Origin of the sequence: Falsirhodobacter xinxiangensis, assembly GCF_004959935.1 — a bacterium.
GTDB lineage: Bacteria > Pseudomonadota > Alphaproteobacteria > Rhodobacterales > Rhodobacteraceae > Falsirhodobacter > Falsirhodobacter xinxiangensis.
Genome location: NZ_SMYN01000002.1, coordinates 379086 through 401109 on the forward strand (window position 1 = coordinate 379086; position 22024 = coordinate 401109).

Genomic DNA, 22024 nt, shown 5'->3' on the forward strand with positions numbered 1-22024 from the left:
AAACACCGCGCCCTCTGCCAGTCTTCGGCCATCGGGGCGGAGGAAGGCATGGACATGCGTCACGCGCCGCTGGCCGCCATCGGGCGGCTGGCAGACGGCATCGCCGAAGGATTGATCGCGCACGAGGTGTTGGTGGAACGGCTGATGGTCGCGCTGCTGGCAAGTGGCCATGTCCTGATCGAAGGGCCGCCCGGCATCGCCAAGACCCGCGCGGTGAAGCGGCTGGCGGACGGGCTGGATGGCAGTTTCGCACGGGTGCAGTGCACGCCCGACCTGATGCCCTCGGACCTGACAGGCACGCAGGTGTTCCGGCAGGACGCGGGCAGCTTCGATTTCGTCTCGGGTCCGCTGTTCCATTCGCTGGTGCTGGTGGACGAGATCAACCGCGCCCCGCCCAAGGTGCAATCGGCCCTGCTGGAGGCGATGGCCGAGGCGCAGGTCACCGCGGGAGGGATCACCCGGCCGCTGCCCGATCCGTTCATGGTCGTCGCCACGCAGAACTCCATCGAACACGAAGGCACCTTCCCGCTGCCCGAAGCGCAGCTTGACCGCTTTCTTCTGCACGTGGACCTTGCGCTGCCGGATGCGGATGCCGAACGCGCGATCCTCGATCTGGCCGAGGCGGAGGCGCGGCATGTCCCGGACCCCCTGCCGCGTCTGGCGCATGACGATCTGTTCGCCGCGCGCGAGGCTGCGGCAGCGGTCCGGCTGGCCCCGGCGCTGAAAGATTTCATCGTGCGGCTGGTGATCGGCACCCGCCAGACCCAAGGCACCCCGCTCGAGGGGCTGATCGACCATGCCGTCTCGCCGCGCGGCACGCTGGCGCTGGCGGCATCGGCGCGGGCGCGGGCGTTCCTGCACGGGCGCGACCATGCCCTGCCCGAAGATGTCGAGGCGCTGGCCCCCGATGCGCTGTCGCACCGGCTGGTCCCAAGCTGGCGCGCAACGTCCGAAGGCATCCCGGCGCGGGCCATCGTCGCCCGCCTGCTGGATACCGTGCGGCCCTGGTGATGGACCCGACGGTGGTCACCGCGGATGCGCTGATGGCGCTGCGGCACGCCCCGCCCCGCCTGCCCGTGACCGCCGATCGCCCCGGCACCACTGCGACCCGCCCGCGCGGCCAAGGGCACGAAATCCGCGAGATCCGCCCCTTTGCGACCGGCGACGATCCGCGCCATATCGACGCCGCCGCCACCGCCCGCACCGGCATTCCCCAGATCCGCAGCTTTCACGAGGATCGCGACCGCGCGCTGATCCTGATCGCGGATTTCCGCAGGCCGATGCTATGGGGCACACAAACCTTCCGCTCGGTCCTTGCCGCGCGGGCACTGGCGGTCGCGGGGTGGCAGGCCGAGGCGGCAGGCGGCGCGGTCGGGGTTGCGGCGATCACCGACGGCGGCCTGTTCATCGAACGCCCGATGCCGCGCGTTCGGGGGATGGCGCGTGTGGCGGGTTGTCTTGAACGCGCGCATGCCGCCGCACTGGCCGATGCACGGGCGGCGACGGACCTGACGCCGCTGCTGCTGCGCGCGGCCCGGACGGCTCCGCGCGGCGCGGGGATCGTGCTTGCATCGTCGCTCGACCAGCCCGGCGATGGGCTGGAGGCGGCGCTGGGCGCGATCCTGCGGCGCGGCCCCCTGCGCATGATCCGTGCCGCCGACCCGTTCGAAGATGCACCCCCCGCGGTCGCGCTCCCTTATTGCGCGGGCGGCGTGGTCCGGCGCGGCAGTTTCAAAGCCATCCCCGCGCATCGGGCAGCGTTTGCCGCCCGGCTGCGCGACCTTGGGGTGGATGAAGAATGACGCTTCTGTCGCAGCTTCACCCTCCGCGCCTGCCCGCCGATTTCGCCGCCCTGCACTGGCCCGAGGTCGCGGCGGCGCTGGCGCTTGGCGCCCTGCTTGCCCTCATCGTCCATGCAGCGATCCGTCCCGCGCTGGTGCGCCGCCCGAAGCCGCGTCTGGACGATCTGCTGGCCGCAATGGACCCGCTTCCCCCCGATTCGCGGCTGATCGAGGAGTTGCGCCTGCTGCGGCGGCTGGGTGGCACCGCCCCCGATGGCCTCTATGCCGGACCGCCGCCCGACCTTCGCCCGCTGATCCGGGCGGCGTGGAAAGGGCGCGGTGATGTTTGACCTTGCCCATCCGCTGGCCCTGCTGCTTCTGCCGCTTCCGCTGGTGATGCGGCTGCTGCCCCGCGCGGCCATCGGCGGCGCGTTGGAGGTCCCGCCCACCATTGCCGCCGCCGCCCGCCCCGCCACGGCCCATCGGCGCCTGCCCCTGCTGGCGGCGCTGTGCTGGGCGGCGCTGGTCCTTGCGCTTGCCGGGCCGGAACGGCTGGTCCCGACGCGCGACACCTCGGCCACTGGGCGCGACATCATCCTTGCGCTGGACATGTCCGGCAGCATGCTGACCGAGGATTTCAGCCTCGACGGGCAGCAGATCTCGCGTCTGGACGCGGTGAAGCGGGTGGCCAAAGGCTTCGTTCTGGCGCGGGGCGGCGATCGGATAGGGCTGGTGCTGTTCGCCGACCGCGCCTATGTCGCCGCCCCGCCGACCTTCGATCTGACCGCCGTGGGCCGCGCCATCGACGAGGCATCCATCGGCATCACGGGCCGATCGACCGCCATCGCGGACGGGCTCGGCCTTGCGCTGAAACGGCTGTCGTCGGATGCGGCACAGACGCGGATCATCGTGCTGCTGTCGGACGGGCGCGATACGTCGAACCGCGTCGATGCCACGCAGGTTGCCGCCTTGGCGGTGAAACATGGCGTCCGCGTCCATACCATCGCCCTTGGCCCCGAAGATCTGGAAACCCGCCCGGCCGCGCGCGATGCAGTCGATACCGCGAGCCTGCGCGCCATCGCGGACCGCGCAGGTGGGCGGGCGTGGCGCGTGCGTCAGATGTCCGACCTTGCCGCAATGAGCGAGGAACTGGACCGGCTGGAGCCGAACCCCGGATCGCGCCCGCCGGTGATCGTGCCGCAACCGCTTTGGATATGGCCCGCGATGCTGGCCTTTGGCGCTGCGGCGGTGCTTGGCATTCGGGGGGCGGAATGATCCTTCTGCGCCCATGGTGGCTGGCCGCGGTGATCCCCATTCTGCTGCTGGGCTGGATGGCGATGCGTCGGACACGGGCGGGCGGGTGGGAGGGGATCGTGAACCCTGCCGTGATGGCGCGAATGCGGGCGCTGGGCATGGTGTCGGGGGCGACCTCGCGCTGGCCATCGGTGTTGCCCTTTCTGGCGGCGGCCATCGCGGCGGTGGCATTGTCCGGCCCCGCGCGGATGATCGCCGCCGGGGCGCTGATCCGGCAGGACCCGCTCATCCTGCTGATCGACATGTCGCCCTCGGTCGCGGGCGGTGCGCGTCTGGCCGACGCGCAGGCGGCGGCAGCGCAGGCGCTTGGGCTTGCAGGCCGCCCGGTGGGGGCCGCGCTTTACGCAGCGCAGGCCTATGTCGCCAGCGCGCCGACATCCGACGCCGCCTCGCTTCAGGGGCTGATTGCGGTGCTGGGGCCGGACACCATGCCGCTGGCGGGCAGCAGGCCGGACATCGCCATCGGATCGCTGGACGAGTTGTTCGGCACGCTGGACGGGGCCGACATCCTGCTGATCTCGGACGGGGGCAGCGCAGGGCCGAGGGCCGAAGAACAGGCCGCGCGGCTGGCGGATTCCGGTGCGCGGCTTTGGGCGCTGTCGCTGGACGGGCCGGGTCCGGACGGTGCGCCCGCCGCCGATCCCGCGGCGCTGGAGGCCATTGCCCGCGCTGGCGGCGGCACCGCCCTTCCGGCGCGCGAGGCGGGGGCCATGATGCAGCGGATCGAGACCGCCCGCACCGCCCGCCTTGCCACCAGCGACGAAGCCCGCCGCGTGTTCCGCGACCTTGGCCCATTCCTGATCCCCTTCGCCATGGTCGCGATTCTGCCCCTGTTCCGGAGGCGCGGATGAGGCGGGCCGTGATCCTTGTCGCCGCCCTTGGCGTGCTGGTGCTGGCGGGACCTGCCGCCTTGGGCAAGCTGGCGCTGATGGCGGGGCTGCCATCGCTCGCCGCGCGGCTGATCGACGATCCCGCCGCGCAAGGCGTCGCGCTGTATCGCGCCGGGGATTACGCCAAGGCCGACCGCGCCTTTGCCGATGCGGGGCGCAGTTCAACCTATAACCGCGGGCTGTCGCTGGCGATGACCGGGGACTATGCCCTGTCCCGCGCTTATTTCGAAGCGGTGCTGTTCGCCAACCCTGCCGACGGTCAGGCCCGCGACAACCGCGCCGTGGTCGATGCGCTGGCCCCGCGCACCATCGGCGAGGGAAACGAGTCGGGCCGCATCGCCACCACGGTCGCCCCCACGGATGGCCCGCCCGTCGAACTCTTTTCCGCCGAAAGCCGCCCGCTGGACCAAGGCACGCGCGTGGCCGACGATGCGTGGCTTGCATCCCTGCCCGACGATCCCGCCGAATTCCTGCGCCTACGCCTCGCGGACGAAAAGACCCGCCGCGACTCGCTGGGCCTCGGCGGGGCCGAGGAGGCGATCCCATGGTGATCCTGCTGCTGCTTTTGCTGGCCTTCCCCGCCATTGCCGAGGACCGGCTGGAGATCATCGCCCATCCCACATCCCCCCGCATCGTCGAGGGAGAGATGATCCCCGTCACCATTCGCGGCACCTATGACCGCAAGGTGGCGCTGGAGCGGCTTCTGGTCCTGCCCTCCGACCGGTTCGACTGGGTGCAGTTGGAAAAGGACGACTGGCGCGAGGAACGCATCGACGGGCGGCTGCGCATCGTGTTCGAACGCAAGCTGTCGCTGTTTCCCCGCCATACCGGCATCGCCGCATTCGGCCCGGTGGAACACGAGATGACCGTGATCGGCCAAGGCAGCCAGCGCGAGGACATCACCGTCATGTCCCATCCGCTGGAGCTGACCATCGCGCCGATGCCGCTGGACCCGCCGTTTCATCCCGTGAACCCCTGGCGTTTCGCCGCGCGGGAATTGACGCTGACGGATGAACTTTCGACCCGCCCCGACCGGCTGGAGGATGGTCAGACCGTCACCCGCCGCGTCACCCTGCGCGCCGTCGGTGCCCTGCCCGAGATGCTGCCGCCCCGCCCCGTCGTGTCGGAGAACTGGCTCATCACCTTCGCCGCCCCGGTGGAGCGCAGTCTGGAGCTGACGCCCGACGGCCCGGTCGCCACCGCCATCTGGACATGGCAGTTCCGCCCCGAAACCGGAGAGCCGGGCGTGCTTGCCCCCGTCGTCATCCCCTTCTTCGACACCAAGGCCCGCAAGGTGTCTTCAGTGACGATCCCGCCCTTGTCCATTGGCTACGCCAGCTTTCGCAGCGCCGAGGCGGTGTCGGGCGCAACGAGCGGCTGGGCCTCGGTCCTGGCGCTGGTCGGCGGTTTCGGGGTCGGGCTTTTCGCGCTGACGCGGGGCGAGCGGCGGGCGGGGTCGATCCTGCGCATCCTTGCCGCGCGCTGGTCGCCGATGCCCGCGCTGCGTCTGCGCCGGGCCGCGCGCCGTCACGACATGCTGGCCCTGCGCCGCGCCGCCGAGGATTGGCTGGATGCCCACCCCGAACGGAGGGACGCCGCAACCCCCGCATTGGCCGAACTGGACGAGACGATCTATGCCGGGCGCCCGCTGCGCCACGGGTTCCGCAAACGGCTCCGGGGCTAGAAACAGAGGATCTCGGCCTCGGCCTGCGCGCGGCGAAGCTGGGCCGCGATCTCGGTCGTCGTCGCGGTGCCACGGAAGATGGCCGAGCGTTCGCCCGAGGTCTGGCGCATCCGCAGCACCGTCTCGGCCGAGACGTAATCGTCATAAGGCAGGATCGAGGCGATCACATCCACCGAACAGGAACAGCGGTCCAGCGCGTCGCGCGTCTGCCCGTTCACCGCCATGCAGCCGAACACATATTCCGCCCGCGCGTTGGTGGGATAATCGCTGACCTGCGCCATGGCGGGGCCCGCCAGCAGCCAAAGGATCATCCAGCGCATCATTCGCCCTCCACCAAGGTCAGGCTTTCATGATAGCCGCCTGTCCCCGCAGCGGTATCCGCCGAAAGTTGCAGGACCTCCGCGCCCTCGGTTTGGAAGGTCAGCGTCAATCCGGCGAACTGGCCCATCTGCGCACGGTTCGGATCGCCCGAGAACGGCATCACGGGCGCATCCAACGGTGCCTGTGCCAGCGCGTCGCGGATGCGGTTGCGAATGTAGAACGGGCTGCCGCCGGTCGCCTCGGCCATGTGTCGGACGGTGGATTCCAGAAAGAACATGACCGCTGGATGCGCGGAGTCCGGTGCGAATGCGCCGACCTCCCTGCCGTCGAGTATCAGGGTCAGGCGCGGCCCCGGTCGGAGCAGCAGCGTCTCGCTCTCGTCCCCCAGCTTGCGGTCATAGGTCAGCGGTGCATCAAGCCCCGACAGGGCGCCGGGGGCGAGGATCACGTCGGACAATTCGCCCGCCGAAAGGGGCGTCGCGATCAGAAGTGCGAACAGGACCCTCATACATCCTCGCGCGTCAGAACGAAGCCACGCCCGCGCAAGGTGCGCAGGGCCAGCCCGCAGGTGGACAAAGGCGGCAGCTTGCGCCGCAGATAACCGAGATAGACATCGACGACGTTCTCGGTCGATCCGCCATGCGGTGCCCAAAGCCGGTCGAAGATCTCGCCCCGCGTCAGGACGCGTCCGGGGTTCCGCATCAGAAAGGCCAGCAATTCCCCTTCGCGTTCGGTCAGCACGATGCGCCGCTCGCCCAGAACGCTGCGGCTGGCGGGATCGAAACGCAGGCCGCCCAGCCGCAGCACCTCCTCGCGCGGGGCGGCGCGCTTCAACTGCACCCGCAGCCGCGCAACCAGTTCGGCCATCTGGAAGGGCTTCACGATGTAATCGCCCGCGCCGGCATCCAGCCCTTCGGTGCGATCCTCGACCCGGTTGAGCGCCGACAGGACGATGGCGGGCATGTCATGGCCGCGCAGGCGCATTTCTTCCAGAAGGCGTGTGCCGCGATCGTCGTCCAGCATCATGTCCACGATGGCGGCGTCGAAGGTTCCCTGGGCCAGCCGGGCCAATGCCTCGTCCACGCCCGGCTCCCACACGGTCATGTATCCTTCGGCGCCAAGGCCGCGCTGAAGCAGCGATGCGATGTCGGGGTCATCCTCGACGATCAGGATGCGGGTCATGCGGCCTCCTCGGCCCGGTGGGCCAGCGGCAGGGTTATGGTCAGGCGCAACCCGATCCCCGGGCTGTCCAAGGCAAGGGTGCCGCCATGCGCTTCGATCACCCAGCGGGCAAGCGCGAGGCCGACGCCGAAGCCGCGCCCGCCGCCCTTGGCGAACCGTTCGGTCATGGCGCTGCCCGGCGGCAGGCCGGGGCCGTCGTCGGTGAAGGTGACGGTGCCATCTGCGGCTTCGATGCGCAGGTTCGATCGTGGCGCGTGGCGGGCGGTGTTCTCCATGATCCCGGCAAAGACCTGCCGCAGCCAATCGGCATCGCCCCGCACCATCGCGGGCGCGATCCGCGTCTGGACCACGACGCCTGCGCGGCGCAGGACCGGGGCAAGGTCGGCCTCGGCCGCGGCGATGACGGCTGGCAGATCGACGGCGGCGCTTTCAAGATCAAGCTGGCCGCTGTCGGACCGGGCGATGCGCAGCAGATCCTCGATCCGGCGATACAGGCGCTGCGCCCGCGCCTGTATGGTGGCAAAGCTGCCGCCAAGCTCCGCCTCGCCCATGATGACGGTCAGGGGGGTGCGCAATTCATGGCTGACATCAGCGAAGAAACGGCGGCGGCGGGCATCGACGGCGGACAGGCGGGCGTTTGCCTCCCGCAGTTCCTCGGTCCGGGCGGCGATTGTCGCCTCCAGCCGCCGCTGGCCCCGGTCCAGTCGGTTAGTCCGGCGGCGGATGCGCGCCAGTGCCAGCGAGAGTTCGTCATGCGCCGTGTCGGGGCCGACGCCCGCCAGACGCAGCCGCCGGATCAGCGGGCGCAGCAGCAGCAGATGCAGCAGCGCCAGAACCAGCGGTGCCGCCACGGCAATGCCGATGGCCAGAGCGCGCAGACGCTGGCGCAGATGACCCATCGCCTCCATCGCCGCTTCCCTGCGTCTTGCGTCCTGCTGGATCTGGCCCGCGATCACGGCGGGCACCTGCGCGGCATAGAAGCCGATGGCCGCCGTCGCCTCGGGCGAGGGAAGCGGATGGCGCGACAGGCTGGATTGAAGCTGGGCGAAATGGCCGCGCAGGCTGGCGACGACCATGCGCTGCCCTGCGCGATCGCGGGCGGCGGGCGCTGCGGCGATATCCTCGGCCACCAGCGCATCCAGAAGGTCCAGCGTGGCGGTGACGGCGACATCCCCGATCATCTCGCGAGCGCCAAGACGGCCCATGACCCATTCGTTCACCCGCGCCGACAGGCTGGAATAGCTTTCGATCCGGTGCTGCGCGGCCATCGCCTCGGCCGCCAGACGTTCGGTGCGTTGCAGGCCCACGACCGCGACCACCGCCGCCGCAACGGCCAGCGCGGCCAGTGCCGCCGCCCCCAGAGAAAGACGCGCGCGCAGGTTCATCGCACCCCCCGCAGCAGCCCGTTGACCGCCTCGCGCAGTGCCGTCTCGGCCACCGGCTTTTCCAGCACCGCCGCGCCCAGATGGCCGGATGCCTTGCGGATCGCATCCGCGCATTCGCCGCTGACGATCAGCGCCGGAACCGCCGACCCCAATGCAGCCCGGACCGAGGCGATGGCATGAACGCCCGTGTCTCCGTGCTCCAGCCGATAGTCGGTCAGGATGACGTCGGGGCGGAACCCCCGTTCCAGATGGCGCAGCGCCGCGACCGTGCCTTGGGCATGCGCCACCGACATCCCCCAGCTTTCCAGCAGGAAGACGAAGGCCTGCCGCATGTTCGGATCGTTCTCCACCACCAAGGCCGAGGATTGCGCGAAGATGCCCGGCATCTGACGCCCCGGCGCGGGCCGCGCGTCCACAAGGCACACCCCGCCGACCAGCGGCAGGCGCACGCGGAACAACGATCCGCGTCCGGGATGGCTGCGCACCTCCAGCCGGTGGTCAAGCTGGGCGCAGGCGCGGTTGACGATGGACAGACCAAGCCCCATCCCCGGCACGTCGGACCGCGACAGACGCTCGAACTCGTTGAAGATGCGGCGCTGATCGGCGGGGGCGATGCCGGGGCCGGTGTCATGCACCTCCAGCCAGATCGCGTCGCCGTCGCGGCGCGCACCGACCAGCACGCGCCCGCTTTCGGTATATTTCAGCGCGTTCGAGATCAGGTTCTGCGCGATCCGCCGCAGATAGACCGGGTCCGACGTCACCACCGCCGAGGATGGCACGAAGCGCAGATCCAGCCCCGCCGTCAGCCCCTGCATGTCAATCGACAGCCGCTGGAACAGACGCCAAAGCGAAACGGGCGCGGGGTTCACATCCAGCTTGCGCGAATCCAGCCGGGCGATTTCCAGAAGCGCGCGGATCAGTTCCTCGGCGCTTTCGAAATTGGCGTTGATGCGTGCGACGAGGTCGCGTTGCCCCGCATCCTGCGCCACCTCGCCCAGATGCGACAGGAACAATTTGGCCGCCGACAGGGGTTGCAGCAGATCGTGGCTGGCAGCGCGCAGAAAGCGTGACTTCGCGCGGTTCGCCTCCTCGGCGGCGGCGCGGGCGGTGGCGAGTTCGGCGTTGATGGCCGACAGTTCCGCCAGCGCGCGTTCCAGATCGCGGTTGCGGGCCAGCACCTCCTTTTCCAGAAGCGCGGCGGTGCGGGCCAAGGACCATGTGGAACTGCGTTCCGCGTCCAGCTGGTCGATCCTGCGGATCAGGGCGGCGTTGATGCGGCGCAGTTTCATCGTGTCGGTCATGCGCGCACCTCGGGTGGAAGGAAGGCAAGGCCGACGAAGGTGTGGTTCACATGGATGCCGCGATGCTGTTCGCCATAGGTGTTGAACCCGGCCACGTTGTAATCGTGATAGAGCCTCGCAACGATCCCCTGCTGCCCTGCCCGCTCCAGCGCGATGCGGCGCAGGATGCAGTCGAAGCCGAGGATCAGCGTCGCCCCGGCCAGCCGCGACAGCCGCTCCTCCAGCCCGCAGGTCAGATCTTCGGCGCGGCCTATGGTCATCACCTCGCCCGTCGCGACCGAGGACATGAGCCGTAGCCCGCCGCCCTCGGTCACTTCGGATATGGCACGCACGAATTGCTGCCCACCGATCCGCACCAAAAGCGGAAATTCGGCGAAATGCGCGGGGCCGAGGTCCGCTCGCACCGCACCGATCAGCCGGGCATATTCGTCGGCGGCGGGTTCGGCGTCGATCTCGAGGATCAGCCGTTCCTCGGGGCGGGCATCGGTGATGACAAGCCGGGTGGGCGTGGGGCTGATATGATCGAAGATCACCTCCTCGATCCGGAAATCCGTCTCCATGAGGCAGAAGACCGCGCCATCCACCGCGCGCCCGTCCAGCGCCAGATGCGTGCGGCCAAAGCGCAGGCCGTCCCCCGCCGATCCGCCCAGAACCAGCAGCCCCGGAAGCGTCGCGTCGATCATCGCGCTGACCAATTCCTCGCGCTGGCTCAGCCCGTCGATCAGAAGGATGCCGAAGCGCGACCGCCCCGGCACCCTGCGCAACCCGTCGGAGGCCGAACGCAGCGCCCCCATCCATTGCAGCGCCCCTGCATCGTGAAGGCCCCGCAGCGGCACCGCGCAGACGCTGAAATGCGCCGCCGGCAGCCCGATCGCGACAACCCCGTCGCTGTCATAGCTGCCGAAAGCGAACCCGCCCGCGGACGAACATCCCATGATCCGCGCATCGGCAAACCGCTCTCGCAGATCCAGCGACAGCGGCGCCAGCTCCTCGCCATCCGAGGCGAACAGCATCACGGCGGCAAGCGGCAGGCCGTCGAAGGCCGCAGCGATCTCCTCGGCCATTGCCGCTACGGGGCCGCAGGTCCTGATGACTCGCGGGTTCATGATCAGCGGACGAAAAGCCGCGCCCTGTTTGCCAGCAGCGCCACCTGCGTGCGATTGCTGACATTGATCTTGGACATGATCGCCGCGATATGGGTCTTCACGGTCGCCTCGGCGATGGACAGCTCGTACGAGATCAGCTTGTTGGGACGCCCCTGGCAGATCAGGCGCAGAATGTTCATCTGCTGCGGCGTCAGCGTCGCGAAATCGCGGGCCAGCGCGGCGACGGCGGCATCCTCGCCCTGATCGTCGGGGTCATAGGCATCCGGCGTGACGATCCCGCCCGCCCACATCGTCTCGAACGCTTCGATCATCCGGCTGCGTGCGAGGGTTTTGAGGACGTAGCCACGCACCCCCGCCGCCAAGAGCGCGGCAACGGTGCGGCTTTCAAATTCGGCCGAGATGACGGTGATCGGCGCATCCCCGACCTGCATCTTCAGCGCAAGAACCCCTTCGACCCCCGCCACATCCGGCAGGTTCAGGTCGAGCACGATGGCATCCGGCACGCCATCGGCGCGGATGCTGGCCTGCGCGGCGGCAAGGCTGGCCGCCGTCCGCACCCGGCGCAGGCCGAAGGCATGGGACAGCGTGACGGTCAGCGCATCGCACATCAGCGGATGGTCGTCGACGATAAGGATATCGCAGACCGACTGGCTGTTCGCACCGCGCGCGACATCGCTTCCGGAATCCCGGATCGGTAACTGTTGCATGGATTTCCTCCCCTGCCGGCCGGGCCTCCACTCCCTTCCGACAAGAAAAAGTCTAGGACGCTCGCGCAGGGTTGAGAACTGTTTTCTTGCACCTCATCAGAAAATAATAAGGACGGGCGCGTCAGTCGATACGGGCCGCGACCGCGCGACCGATGGCAAAGGCGCGCTGTTCAAGGATGACGGGCGTCTCGCACACATAGGTCAGCGACTGCTGCCGGTCGAGGAAGATGCGGGTGGACCAGTCGATCTCGGCCTCGGCGGCGTCGATGGCGTCGAAATCGGGCGGATCGGCGGCGCTCAGGCGGTCGAACTCGATGCGCTTTTGCTTGATGGTCGCGTCCAGCGCGGTCTGCTTGTTGGCATAACGCGTGATGCCCGACATGACGCGGTCGCGGGCAAGGTTGATGTGATCGAAGGTCGCAAGATACAGCGCGGTCAGATCGCCGGGGTAATCGGCGATCAACGCCTCGACCTCGGGCATGGGGGTGCGGCGCAGGGCGATGCGGGAAGCGACGGCCTGCACCTCGGGGGTTTTCGCCAGCGCGGTCGTGGCCTCGTCCGGCAACGGTCCCGCCCAGACCTGCGCCAGCGACAGATGTGGCACGCGGCGCTGGATGCAGGGCCAGTCGCCGCCCTCGGGGGCTGCCAGCGCGGGGGTGGCAATCAGCATGGCGATCAGGATCTTGAACATCGGTTCCTCCTATCTGCGGCGCCAAAGCCCTTTTTCGGGGTTATACATGAACACGGTCGCACCGAAGAAGATCGCGGTGCAGACCAGCACGACCGCCAGCGCCACCGGCTCCAGCTTCAGGTAAAGCGCGAAGCGGATCAACTCCACCGCATGGCTGAAGGGGTTGAAGGCGCAGATGTCGTGCAGAAGCGGGCTGGCATCGCGCATCCGCCACAGCGGGTAAAGCGCGGTCGAGGCGAAGAACATCGGAAAGATCACAAAGTTCATCACCCCCGCGAAATTCTCCAGCTGCCGGATGGTGGACGAGATCAGAAGGCCCAGCGAGCCAAGCATGACCCCCGACAGCATCAGCGCGGGCAGAACGGCCAGATACCCCACCGCGGGTGGGCGCACATCCCAGAACCACGCGACGGCCAGAAAGGCATAGACCTGTATGACGGACACCAGCACCCCCGCGACCAGCTTGGACCCCAGAAGAAACCAGCGCGGGAACGGGCTGACCAGCAGCGTCCGCATCGCCCCCGTTTCCCGGTCATAGACCATCGAAAGCGAGGATTGCATGCCGTTGAACAACTGGATCATCCCGCACAGGCCGGGGACGATATAGACCTCATACAGCACATAGGTCTGATAGGGCGGCGTGATCGACAGGCCCAGCACGGCGCGAAACCCGGCGGCGAAGATGAACAGCCAGACCAGCGGGCGGACCAACGCGGCAAAGAATCGCTCGCGCTGATGGGTGAAGCGCAGAAGCTCGCGGCTGGCGATGCCGAGGAAGACGGTCAGCCAGCGCATGTCATCTCCAGAAACTCGGTCGTCAGGTCGGTGCCGGCGGGACGATGCGCCAGAACGCGGCCCTTGTGCAGGATCACCACCGGATCGTCCGGCGCGATTTCATCGAACACATGCGTCGCCCACAGGGCCGAGACGCCCTGCGCCCCCAGCCCGCGCACGATGGACAGCACATCGCGGCGCGAGGCGGCGTCGAGGCCCGCCGCCGCCTCGTCCAGCAGCAGAAGGGTGGGTTCGTGGATCAAGGCGCGCGCGATTTCGGCCCGGCGTTGCTGGCCGCCCGAAAGCGTGCGGGCCTTTGCGTGGAGCCGGTCCGACAGGCCGACCATCGCCAACACCTGATCGATCCGCGCATCGGGGCGCGCCAGACCGTGCAGCGCGGCGTGATATCGCAGATTCTGGCGCAGGGTCAGGTCCAGATCCAGCGCGCGGCTTTGAAACACGACACCAAGGCGGGCCAGCGCCTGCCGCGGCTGGCGGCGAATGTCGAAACCCGCCACCTCGATCCGCCCCGAGGTGCTGTCGTAAAGGCGGGTGATCAGGGAAAACAGCGTCGTCTTCCCTGCCCCGTTCACGCCCAGAAGCGCGGTGAAAGACCCCTTTGGCACGTCGAAGCTGACATCCTCCAGCGCGGGGATGCGCCCGAAGCGGTGGCTGACATTTTCGACGCGAAGGGCACTCACTCCTTGCGGCGCTCCACTTCCTTGTATTCGGCGTCCATCTTGACGTCGTATTGGCCGTCGGCGCAGATCACGTCGTCCAGATCGAAGATGCCATCCTCGATTTCGATGTTGGCGCTGTCCACTTCGCATTGGACTTCGGCCAGCGCCGCGTCGATGGCGGCGATCTGTTCGGGTGTCGCGTCCTGCGCGAAGGCGGGGGTTGCAAGAAAGATCAGCGGGATCAGGCGTTTCATGGGTTATCCGATCGTGAAGGTTGCGCGTTGCGATTCCCCCGACGATCCGGGGATCGACAGGGTGTAGGTGCCGGGGGTGATGGCGATGAAGGAAATCTCCGCCTCGCCCGCCGCGTCGAATTCCAGCGAATGCACGCCCATCGGGCGGATCTCGATGTTGTTGATGACGATCTCGTTGATCCAGATGGCGCGGAAGAAGTCGCCGCCCGACAGCGCGAGTTCGGCGGACCCATCAGCAACGATCTTCATGCGGTAATAGGCGCCCGATTTCAGCGCATAGGGTGTCTCGGCCACCGGCTTGCCGGACCCGAGCGTCAGGGGGGCCAGTTCCACCCGGTTCGCCTTGCCCATCAGCCCCGCGAAGCCATAGTCGAACTGCTGTGCCGATGCGGGCAGCGCCGCCAGCAGAAGTGCCGCGATGATGCGTTTCATGCTTTCCCCCCTTTATTGGATTGCGACCACGCCCCAGGGCTGTTCGCCCACGGGCACGGATTTGACGACCTCGTTCGTCGCCACGTCGATGATCGAGATGTCGTTGGAATTGCCGTTGGTGGTGTAAAGGAACTTGCTGTCGGGCGAGAAGCCAAGCTGCCAGACGCGCTGGCCGACCAGCAGATATTCCTCGACCTCCCACGTCTCGCCATTCACCACCGCCACGCGGTTCGACGGGCCGAGCGCGACATAGATCTTGCTGTCATCCGGCGTCAGGCGCACGCCCACCGGCTGAAGCGCCTCGGGCAGAACGCCCGGCACGTCAAAGGTGATCTTGTGAACGATCTCATTTTTCGCGGTGTCGATGACGGATACTGTCCCGCCGATCTCGGCCGAGACATAGAGATGGCTGCCGTCGCTGTCGTATTGAGCAAAGCGCGGGCGGCTGTCCACCAGCACGTTCGCGACGATCTCATAGGTCGCGGTGTCGATCATGTGGGCCATGTTCGTGGTTTCGGATGTGTTCACCACGATGGAGCCGTCGGGGTGGACGCCCATGCCTTCGGGCTCCACCCCGACCGGAACCTCGGCCAGCACCTGCCGCGTGTTCACATCGACGACGGTGACGATGTTGTCATCCTCGTTCGCGATATACAGCGGGTTCCCCGAGGGGTGCAGCACGAACAGTTCCGGATCGGGGCCGGACGGCAGGCTCGGCAGTTCCTCATAGCTCGCGGTGTCATAGACTTTGACAAGGTTGTCGTCCGACGCGCAGACATAGAGGAACTTCCCGTCTGGCGAGGCGGTGATCCCGCGCGGGCGCTGCATTCCTTCGATGGTGTGCAGGATTTCGTGGGTCGCACCGTCAAGGACGGTGATCGTGTTGCCCTTTTCATTGCTGACAAATATCTTTTCGGCATGGGCCGGTGCGGCTGCGAAGGCCAATATCGCAAGCAGTCTCATCTTCCCTCCATGTTGCATTCCGTCTCGGGGCGGTCGATTCCCAGCGTGTCCATCTGCGAAGTCTGGTGCAGGTATTCGGGTTGTGGCGAGACCGAGGCGACGACATTCCCCGAGGCCAGCAGGATCGGCTGGCGAAGCTGCCCGTCCCAATCGCGGAAGGACAGCGCCTGCCCCTTGAAGGCGGCAAGCTGGAAAGCATCGCCGCGGATGTAATCCTCGATCACCTGCGGGTCGGTGGAATTGGTGCGGGTCGCCGCCTCGCCCAAGGACCGCAGGGCCATCCAGACCTGAAAATCCTGATCGCGGGCGGGACGCAGGGCCTGCTTCTCGAACCGCGACTGCCATTGCATCGCGCCCCATGCCTCGTGCGCGGGGTGCCAGTTCACGGGCGTCAGGCCCGCCGATCCGGCGACGGGACGCGCGTCCCAGGTGTGGAACGGCAGCCAGTCGGCAAAGACGCCGGCATGGTCGGCGGCGATCACGATGTCATGGGCAGCGGCCCGCTGCGTGAAGGCGGGCATCTGCGCCTGCACCTGCACATGGCCGCTGTCGGTTCGGCGCGCGCCGCCGGTATCCTCGAAAGTCCGCGTTTCGGTTATCTTTGCCCCGAACTTGGTGGCCGCGCGGCGATAGGCATCTGCCAGCGCGGTATCCTCGGGGTGGCTGCCTTCGATCAGGAACCATTCGTCCCAGCGTTTCCACATCAGGAACTGCGCCAGCGCGTCGGTCAGCATCGCATCGCTGGGCGCGGTGTGCAGCAGGTTCGCGCGGCAATCGACCCCGCGCAGCCGATCGCTGGTATCGGCGGCGTTGAAGACCAGCCCGCCCATATCGGCAAGCCGCACGGTGGTGTCCGCATCGGCCAGCGTCACAATGAAACGGATGCCGCCGTCCAGCAGGCGCTGCATCTCGGCCTCGGCCGTTTCTAGCGTGGCGCGGACCTCCAGCGTGGTGAAGGTCTGCCCCATGAAGCCGCCCGTGGTGGCATTGTCGGCGGTGCCAAGCGTGCCGCCCGCAAAGCCCAGATCGTCGGGCATCAGATCCAGCCGCGAGATCGGCAGCGGACCCGGCTTGTCCACGCGGATCACTGCCGCCACGATCTCTTGCGCCAAGGCTGGCTGTCCAAACGCCACGAGCGCGGCGAATGCCACTGTCTTCCGCATGACGGCTCCTCCCCTGTCCATTCAGACATGCGCGGGGGGCGCGGCAAAACCTATTTTCATATTAAGAAACGAATAAGCCAATGATTTCATTGCGCATCATACTTTCGTCGGATTGCCGAAGCCCCCCTGCGCCGTAACCATCCACAAAAAGCGGAGGATGGAATGCGCCTGTTCACACTGGCCCTGGCGGCCACGACCCTGATTGCCGGAATGGCCGAGGCGCATGGCCCCTCGCGCCAGAAAACCACGCAGGACGTGGTGCTGAACGCCACACCGGACGAGGTCTGGCAGGCGGTGGGCGATTTCGGCGACCTGTCATGGATGCCGGGCGTCGCCTCGGTCGATGCGCCGCAGGGGAACGAGAAGGACGGCACCCGCACCGTCACGCTGGACAGCGGCACGGTGCTGACCGAGGAGTTGACGAAATACGATCCCGAAAAGCGCACCATGTCCTTCCGGATGACCAAGGACGATATCGAGGCGATCCCGGTCACGAATTTCTCGACCGTGCTGACGGTGAAGGATGACGGCGGCAAGGCTCTGGTGGAAATGCGCGGCGGCTTCTATCGCGGGTTTCCGAACAACGACCCGCCGCCCGATCTGAACGACGACGCGGCGGTTGCGGCGGTGAATGCGCATTACCGCGCGGCGCTGGACGGGCTTGCGGAACGCTTCGGCCAGTGATGGATCTGGCGGCCATCACCTCGCAGAATGCAGGGGTGGTGACGATCGTCACGGATGGCGCGGTGACGGCGTCCGTCCCGGTTCCGGGCAAACCCGCCGCCGTGGCCGTCGATCCGGTGCGCGGCATCATCCATGTCGTCGCGGTGGAGACGAAGCTGCTGCACCGCATCGCCCCCGACGGGCGCGAGATCGCCCGCATCCCCCTGCCCGGCGCCCCTTTCGGCGTGGCGGTGGACCCGACGAACGGGCATTCGCTGGTATCGGATTGGGAAGGCAGCGGGATCGTCGAAGTGGGCGATGCGGTGCTGCGCGAGATCGCCACCGGGGCCGCGCCCTCCGGCATCGCGGTAGCGGACGGGTTGATCGTGACCGCCGACCGGGATGCGGACCAACTGACGCTGATCGGTGACCAGACGCGGCACGTCGCTGTCGGCCATCACCCGTTCGGCGTCACGATCCATGACGGGCACGCCTTTGCCGCAAATGTGCTGTCGGAGACGGTGTCGGTCGTCGATCTGGACAGCGCGACGCTGGTCGCAACCATCCCCGTGGGCGAGCGGCCCTATGCCATCGCCTTCGCAGCCGGACGCGGGTTCGTGACCAACCAATACGAAGAAAGCGTCACGGTCTTCGATGCAGCCTCTTGGCAGGTGATCGGCACCATCGAGGTTGGCGAATATCCCGAAGGGATCGCGCCCTACGGCGACCGCCTTCTGGTCGCCAACTGGTTCTCGGACACCCTTTCGGTGATCGACCCGATGGCGATGCAAGTGACCGAAACGCTGGACATGCCCGCAGGCCCCCGCGCCTTCGGCAGCTTCACCGCCACCCTGCCCTAGCTTTTCAGCGCCGTACCGAAATCGTCCAGGATCGGGACCCCGGCATCCTTCAGAATCTGGTCGATTTCCCCCTGATTGCGGCGGATGACCGAGTTCAACTCGTGTTTCCAGTTCAACTCGCCCGCGCGCACACCCATGGTGATGCGATAGAACAGCTTCGGCGTCGCGGTTTCGTGGATCAGCGGCACGGCGATCATATCCTCGCGCGCGCGGGCCAGCGGGCCACCGATTGGACCCCACAGGATCGCGGCGTCGATCGTGCCCGCCTCCAGATCCGCCAGCATGTCGCCCGCGGGGTTTTCCACCCGCCGGTCCACCACCAGATCGTATCCCTTGGCCAGCCCGATCAGGCCCAGTCGCGCCAGATGCGTCGCGGGCGGCGTGCCGGCGATGACGCCCACATGCTTGCCTTGAAGGCGCGGATCGGTCAGGCGGTCCACCCCTTCCAGATCGCTGCCGCGTTTCACGATCAGAACATGGGTCGAGGTGTAATAGTGGTTGGTGTTCAGAACCAACTCATGCCCTTGGGCGAAACCGATGATGACATCGCATTTCGCCGCCTGAAGCGTCTGGCGCACGAAGCCCGACACCATCGGAAACCAAGTATAGGTCAGCGGAACGTCCATCTTTTCCGCCATCAACTCCGCGATCTTGTTCTCGAAACCCGATCCGTCCTCGTGCGACATCGGGGCGTTGGCGGGGTCGGCGCAGACGCGAAAGGCGGTGCGGTCCACGAGGTCGGCGACCTGCGCGTTCGCAGGCAGGGCCATAGCTGCGGCAAGCACCGCCCAGCGCATCCCTCAGCCCCCCATGCAGGCGGTTTCCGCCTCGGTGAAGGCATCGGACTTCTCTGCCCGTTTGGCCGGACGCCCGCGCGGAACCTCGTCCGTGCCGCGCGCCAGGAGATAGGTATAGATGTCGTCCAGATAGCACATGACGTTGGGGTTGGTGCCAAAAGCGGGCATCACCGAATTCTCCGACGCGCCGACCTTCTGCCGCCCGCTGGCGACGACCCCTTGGAAGTCGTAGTAATCCATATGCAGCGCCGAAGTCTTCAGTGCGGGCGCATAGGTCGAACCCTCGCCATCCGGGCCGTGGCAGACATGGCATTCCGCGTGATAGCGGCGGTAACCCGAAAAGGTCGGCCAATCGACGGTGCCATCCTCGGCGATCTCGGGCACGGGTGTGCCTTCGGCGTTGAAGCTGCGGATGCCGTCATTGGAATCCACCGCCATATCCTTCTGCTGCGCGGCGGCACCCCCGGCCCAAAGCGCGATCAGCGCGGCGGCAAGGGCCATGCGTGGCTTCGTCATACGCTCTCCTCCCAAAGAGTCTTTCAGGGAAGGTTAGTGCGGGGGCCGGCACGTGTCCCTCAACCTTTAGTCGGGCATGAAAAAAGGGCCGCCCCGAAAGGCGGCCCCAGCCCGACCGATGTGCAGGATCAGTCGGGTATCGCAAACACCGTCAGCGAGCCGCCCAGCGCCGTGTAATCGGAAAGCGCGGCATAGCCCCCCACTGCGCCCAGACCGTCATTGGCATTGGTCAGACCCGCCGCAAGGCCGATGCCCGCCCAGCCGCCGGTGCCCGACAGCACGGCCACATACTGCTTGCCGCCATGTTCATAGGTCATCACGTTGCCGATGATACCGGACGGGGTCTTGAACTTGTAAAGCTCCTCGCCGGTCGTTGCATCGACAGCCTTCAGATACCCTTCCAGCGTTCCATAGAAGACCACGTCGCCCGCCGTCGCCAGCGCGCCCGACCAGACCGAGAACTGCTCGGGCAGCGACCACTTGATCTCTCCGGTCACGGCGTCCCAAGCGATGAAGTTGCCCATGCCGCCATGGCTGTCGGGTGCCGGATACATCGACAGCGTCGCCCCGACATAGGGCTGGCCGGCGCTGTAGCTGACGCGGAACGGCTCGTAATCCATGCAGACGTGGTTCGTCGGCACATAGTTCAGCTGCGTCTTCGGCGAATAGGCCGAGGGCTGCTGGTCCTTGGTGCCAAGCGCCGCCGGGCAGATGCCGGTGGAGTTGACGTCCTCGCCGTTCTGCTCGGTCGAGTATTCGGCGACCACCTGCGGGCGGCCATACTGGTCGCTCTCGGGGTCCATGTTGACCTCGGTCGCCCAGTTCACGGCCGGATCGTATTTTTCGGCCACCAGCAACTCGCCCGTCTCGCGGTCCATGGTATAGGCGAAGCCGTTGCGGTCGAAGTTCACCAGCAGCTTGCGCATGGTGCCGTCGATCTCGCGGTCGATCAGAACGTTCTCGTTCACGCCGTCGAAGTCCCATTCGTCATGGGGGGTCTTCTGGTAGAACCATTTGGCCATCCCGTCATCGGGATCGCGGGCCATGATGGTCATCGACCACTTGTTGTCGCCCGGACGCTGGCTGGGGTTCCATGTCGAAGGGTTGCCGGTGCCGTAATAGACGAGGTCCAGTTCCGGATCATAGGTGAACCAGCCCCAGGTGGTGCCGCCGCCGATCTGCCACTGGTCCCCCTCCCAGCTGTCGATCGAGGAATTGGCCCCGATCGGCTTGCCCAGAACCATCGTGTTCTCGGGATCGACCAGCATCTCCTCGTCCGGGCCGGTGGAATAGGCGCGCCAGGCCTGAGTGCCGTCCGCGATGTTATAGGCGGTGACATGCCCCCGCACGCCGTATTCCCCGCCCGAGATGCCGACCAGCACCTTGTCCTTGATCGGGATGACGGTTGCGGTGTTCGTCTCGCCCTTGGCCGGATCGCCGTTCACGACGCTCCATTTCACGTCACCGGTGGTGGCGTCCAGCGCGACCAGCGTCGTGTCGGCCTGGTGCAGGAAGATGGTGTTGTCGGCAAAGGCCAGCCCGCGATAGACCGTATCGCAGCACATCACGCCGATCACGTCGGCATTCTGTTCCGGCGTGTATTTCCACAGGATCTTGCCGTCGTTGTTCAGATCCAGCGCATAGACGATGTTCGGGAACGGCGTGTGGACATACATCACGTCGCCGATGACCAGCGGCGCACCTTCATGCCCGCGCAGCACCCCGGTCGAGAAGGTCCATGCGACCTGCAGATCGCCCACGTTATCTTTGGTGATCTGGTCCAGTTCCGAATAACGGTTGCCGGTATAGTTGCCCAACTGCGATCCGAACTGCTTGGGGTCCTGTTGGATCGCCTGCAGCGAGTCGTTTGCATGGGCCGCCGAGGCAAGTAGCGCCGCGGTCAGCCCGAGCGTGAGTCTCCTCATGGTCTTCCTCCCTGAAAAACCTGCAAAAGCTGCCGGGCCTGTTCCTCCCCGAACGGGGCCCTGCGGCTCTTATTCTGATCTTATTTGGCGGCGGTGTTCGCTTTGCGTCAATTCAAACACCGCTCGTTCCGCCCAAAGTATGACCTGAATGAAAAACGCCGCCCCGAGGGGCGGCGCGGATCGCGGCCTATTGTGACTGCGCCTGTAAATAGGCCAGCAGGTTCACGCGCTCCTGCTCCTGCTTCAACCCGGCGAAGGTCATCTTGGTGCCGGGGATCACGCCCTTGGGATTTTCCACGAATTTGAGGATTTCCTCCGGCGTCCAGACATGGCCTTCCTCGCCAGCCTTCTTCATCGCTTCGGAATAGCTGAACCCCTCCAGCGTGCCGGTCGTGCGACCGACGATGTCGTGCAGGTTCGGCCCAGCGCGCGAGGGCGCATCGGCGTCGACGGCATGGCAGGCCATGCATTTGCGAAAGACCTTCTGCCCGGCTTCGGCGTCGCCTTCCTGCGCTGCGGCAAGCGCGGGAAGACAGGCAAGGATGATGGCTAAGGTGCGGGACCGCATGGTTTCTCCTTTGGCTTCTTCGGCTTAGTATATAACGACGCTTCGGATGCTTTCACCCTTGTGCATC

The 22024-nt window shown here is 66.9% G+C and carries 27 protein-coding genes; 9 read left to right on the plus strand and 18 right to left on the minus strand.

What is annotated here, in order from left to right; genetic code table 11:
* Nucleotides 1-48 precede the first annotated feature (48 nt).
* Genes E2K76_RS03955 through E2K76_RS03985 form a run of 7 tightly spaced genes read left to right on the plus strand, consistent with a single transcriptional unit; the run spans nt 49 to nt 5669 of the window.
* The gene (locus E2K76_RS03955; RefSeq protein ID WP_136682957.1) at nt 49-1011 is read left to right on the plus strand and encodes an AAA family ATPase; all 963 of its coding nucleotides are present in this window, start codon (nt 49-51) and stop codon (nt 1009-1011) included.
* The gene (locus tag E2K76_RS03960) at nt 1011-1802 is read left to right on the plus strand and encodes a DUF58 domain-containing protein (protein ID WP_136682958.1); all 792 of its coding nucleotides are present in this window, start codon (nt 1011-1013) and stop codon (nt 1800-1802) included. Before E2K76_RS03955 ends, E2K76_RS03960 begins: the two co-directional genes overlap by 1 nt.
* A complete protein-coding gene (locus E2K76_RS03965) occupies nt 1799-2131 on the plus strand; it encodes a hypothetical protein (RefSeq protein ID WP_136682959.1) in 333 nt (110 codons plus the stop codon). Before E2K76_RS03960 ends, E2K76_RS03965 begins: the two co-directional genes overlap by 4 nt.
* Nucleotides 2124-3056 (plus strand): VWA domain-containing protein, encoded by a 933-nt coding sequence (locus E2K76_RS03970; RefSeq protein WP_136682960.1) that lies wholly within the window; start codon nt 2124-2126, stop codon nt 3054-3056. Before E2K76_RS03965 ends, E2K76_RS03970 begins: the two co-directional genes overlap by 8 nt.
* Nucleotides 3053-3946 (plus strand): VWA domain-containing protein, encoded by an 894-nt coding sequence (locus E2K76_RS03975; RefSeq protein WP_136682961.1) that lies wholly within the window; start codon nt 3053-3055, stop codon nt 3944-3946. Before E2K76_RS03970 ends, E2K76_RS03975 begins: the two co-directional genes overlap by 4 nt.
* Nucleotides 3943-4536, plus strand: a complete 594-nt coding sequence (locus E2K76_RS03980; protein WP_136682962.1) for a hypothetical protein — start codon at nt 3943-3945, stop codon at nt 4534-4536. The genes E2K76_RS03975 and E2K76_RS03980 overlap by 4 nt, the downstream gene beginning before the upstream one ends.
* Nucleotides 4530-5669: a BatD family protein gene (locus E2K76_RS03985; RefSeq protein ID WP_136682963.1), complete on the plus strand. Its 1140-nt coding sequence runs from the start codon at nt 4530-4532 to the stop codon at nt 5667-5669. Before E2K76_RS03980 ends, E2K76_RS03985 begins: the two co-directional genes overlap by 7 nt.
* On the opposite strand, the gene E2K76_RS03990 is transcribed toward E2K76_RS03985, so the two are convergent.
* The 14 genes from E2K76_RS03990 to E2K76_RS04050 all read right to left on the minus strand — a co-directional run bounded on the left by E2K76_RS03990 (nt 5666) and on the right by E2K76_RS04050 (nt 16628).
* Complete coding sequence (locus E2K76_RS03990) at nt 5666-5992, minus strand: hypothetical protein (RefSeq protein ID WP_136682964.1); 327 nt, start codon at nt 5990-5992, stop codon at nt 5666-5668. The two genes, E2K76_RS03985 and E2K76_RS03990, sit on opposite strands and share 4 nt — an antisense overlap.
* The gene (locus E2K76_RS03995) at nt 5989-6498 is read right to left on the minus strand and encodes a hypothetical protein (protein ID WP_136682965.1); all 510 of its coding nucleotides are present in this window, start codon (nt 6496-6498) and stop codon (nt 5989-5991) included. The genes E2K76_RS03990 and E2K76_RS03995 overlap by 4 nt, the downstream gene beginning before the upstream one ends.
* Nucleotides 6495-7172 carry a response regulator transcription factor gene (locus E2K76_RS04000; RefSeq protein WP_136682966.1) on the minus strand — a complete coding sequence of 226 codons (678 nt, stop codon included), beginning with the start codon at nt 7170-7172 and terminating at the stop codon, nt 6495-6497. Before E2K76_RS04000 ends, E2K76_RS03995 begins: the two co-directional genes overlap by 4 nt.
* Nucleotides 7169-8557 carry a sensor histidine kinase gene (locus E2K76_RS04005; protein WP_169053196.1) on the minus strand — a complete coding sequence of 463 codons (1389 nt, stop codon included), beginning with the start codon at nt 8555-8557 and terminating at the stop codon, nt 7169-7171. The genes E2K76_RS04000 and E2K76_RS04005 overlap by 4 nt, the downstream gene beginning before the upstream one ends.
* Nucleotides 8554-9858, minus strand: a complete 1305-nt coding sequence (locus E2K76_RS04010; RefSeq protein WP_136682968.1) for an ATP-binding response regulator — start codon at nt 9856-9858, stop codon at nt 8554-8556. Before E2K76_RS04010 ends, E2K76_RS04005 begins: the two co-directional genes overlap by 4 nt.
* Nucleotides 9855-10922, minus strand: coding sequence for an FIST N-terminal domain-containing protein (locus E2K76_RS04015; RefSeq protein WP_246032876.1), 1068 nt, complete (start codon nt 10920-10922; stop codon nt 9855-9857). Before E2K76_RS04015 ends, E2K76_RS04010 begins: the two co-directional genes overlap by 4 nt.
* A gap of 44 nt (nt 10923-10966) precedes the next feature.
* Nucleotides 10967-11671 (minus strand): LuxR C-terminal-related transcriptional regulator, encoded by a 705-nt coding sequence (locus tag E2K76_RS04020; protein ID WP_136682970.1) that lies wholly within the window; start codon nt 11669-11671, stop codon nt 10967-10969.
* 121 nt (nt 11672-11792) lie between these two features.
* Entirely contained in the window at nt 11793-12362 is a 570-nt protein-coding gene (locus E2K76_RS04025; RefSeq protein ID WP_136682971.1) for a hypothetical protein, read from the minus strand.
* 9 nt (nt 12363-12371) lie between these two features.
* Nucleotides 12372-13157: an ABC transporter permease gene (locus tag E2K76_RS04030; RefSeq protein WP_136682972.1), complete on the minus strand. Its 786-nt coding sequence runs from the start codon at nt 13155-13157 to the stop codon at nt 12372-12374.
* Nucleotides 13145-13837, minus strand: coding sequence for an ATP-binding cassette domain-containing protein (locus E2K76_RS04035; RefSeq protein WP_246032877.1), 693 nt, complete (start codon nt 13835-13837; stop codon nt 13145-13147). Before E2K76_RS04035 ends, E2K76_RS04030 begins: the two co-directional genes overlap by 13 nt.
* Nucleotides 13834-14070 (minus strand): PepSY domain-containing protein, encoded by a 237-nt coding sequence (locus E2K76_RS20745; RefSeq protein ID WP_246032878.1) that lies wholly within the window; start codon nt 14068-14070, stop codon nt 13834-13836. Before E2K76_RS20745 ends, E2K76_RS04035 begins: the two co-directional genes overlap by 4 nt.
* 3 nt (nt 14071-14073) lie before the next feature.
* Nucleotides 14074-14502: a hypothetical protein gene (locus E2K76_RS04040; protein WP_136682974.1), complete on the minus strand. Its 429-nt coding sequence runs from the start codon at nt 14500-14502 to the stop codon at nt 14074-14076.
* A gap of 12 nt (nt 14503-14514) precedes the next feature.
* The gene (locus tag E2K76_RS04045; protein WP_136682975.1) at nt 14515-15465 is read right to left on the minus strand and encodes a PQQ-dependent catabolism-associated beta-propeller protein; all 951 of its coding nucleotides are present in this window, start codon (nt 15463-15465) and stop codon (nt 14515-14517) included.
* Nucleotides 15462-16628 carry an ABC transporter substrate-binding protein gene (locus E2K76_RS04050; protein WP_136682976.1) on the minus strand — a complete coding sequence of 389 codons (1167 nt, stop codon included), beginning with the start codon at nt 16626-16628 and terminating at the stop codon, nt 15462-15464. The genes E2K76_RS04045 and E2K76_RS04050 overlap by 4 nt, the downstream gene beginning before the upstream one ends.
* 162 nt (nt 16629-16790) lie before the next feature.
* Here E2K76_RS04050 and E2K76_RS04055 point away from each other — a divergent pair, with 162 nt between their 5' ends.
* Both E2K76_RS04055 and E2K76_RS04060 read left to right on the plus strand, forming a co-directional pair.
* Nucleotides 16791-17312 (plus strand): SRPBCC family protein, encoded by a 522-nt coding sequence (locus E2K76_RS04055; protein WP_136682977.1) that lies wholly within the window; start codon nt 16791-16793, stop codon nt 17310-17312.
* Entirely contained in the window at nt 17312-18151 is an 840-nt protein-coding gene (locus E2K76_RS04060) for a YncE family protein (RefSeq protein ID WP_136682978.1), read from the plus strand. The genes E2K76_RS04055 and E2K76_RS04060 overlap by 1 nt, the downstream gene beginning before the upstream one ends.
* Here E2K76_RS04060 and E2K76_RS04065 read toward each other — a convergent pair.
* From E2K76_RS04065 to E2K76_RS04080, 4 genes are all read right to left on the minus strand, one after another.
* Nucleotides 18148-18948 (minus strand): substrate-binding domain-containing protein, encoded by an 801-nt coding sequence (locus tag E2K76_RS04065; protein ID WP_136682979.1) that lies wholly within the window; start codon nt 18946-18948, stop codon nt 18148-18150. The genes E2K76_RS04060 and E2K76_RS04065 overlap by 4 nt on opposite strands.
* Nucleotides 18949-18951: 3 nt before the next feature.
* Nucleotides 18952-19464 (minus strand): c-type cytochrome, methanol metabolism-related, encoded by a 513-nt coding sequence (locus E2K76_RS04070; protein WP_136682980.1) that lies wholly within the window; start codon nt 19462-19464, stop codon nt 18952-18954.
* Nucleotides 19465-19592: 128 nt separating this feature from the next.
* Nucleotides 19593-21389 carry a methanol/ethanol family PQQ-dependent dehydrogenase gene (locus E2K76_RS04075; protein ID WP_136682981.1) on the minus strand — a complete coding sequence of 599 codons (1797 nt, stop codon included), beginning with the start codon at nt 21387-21389 and terminating at the stop codon, nt 19593-19595.
* A gap of 187 nt (nt 21390-21576) precedes the next feature.
* Nucleotides 21577-21957, minus strand: coding sequence for a c-type cytochrome (locus E2K76_RS04080; RefSeq protein WP_136682982.1), 381 nt, complete (start codon nt 21955-21957; stop codon nt 21577-21579).
* Between the last annotated feature and the right edge of the window lie 67 nt (nt 21958-22024).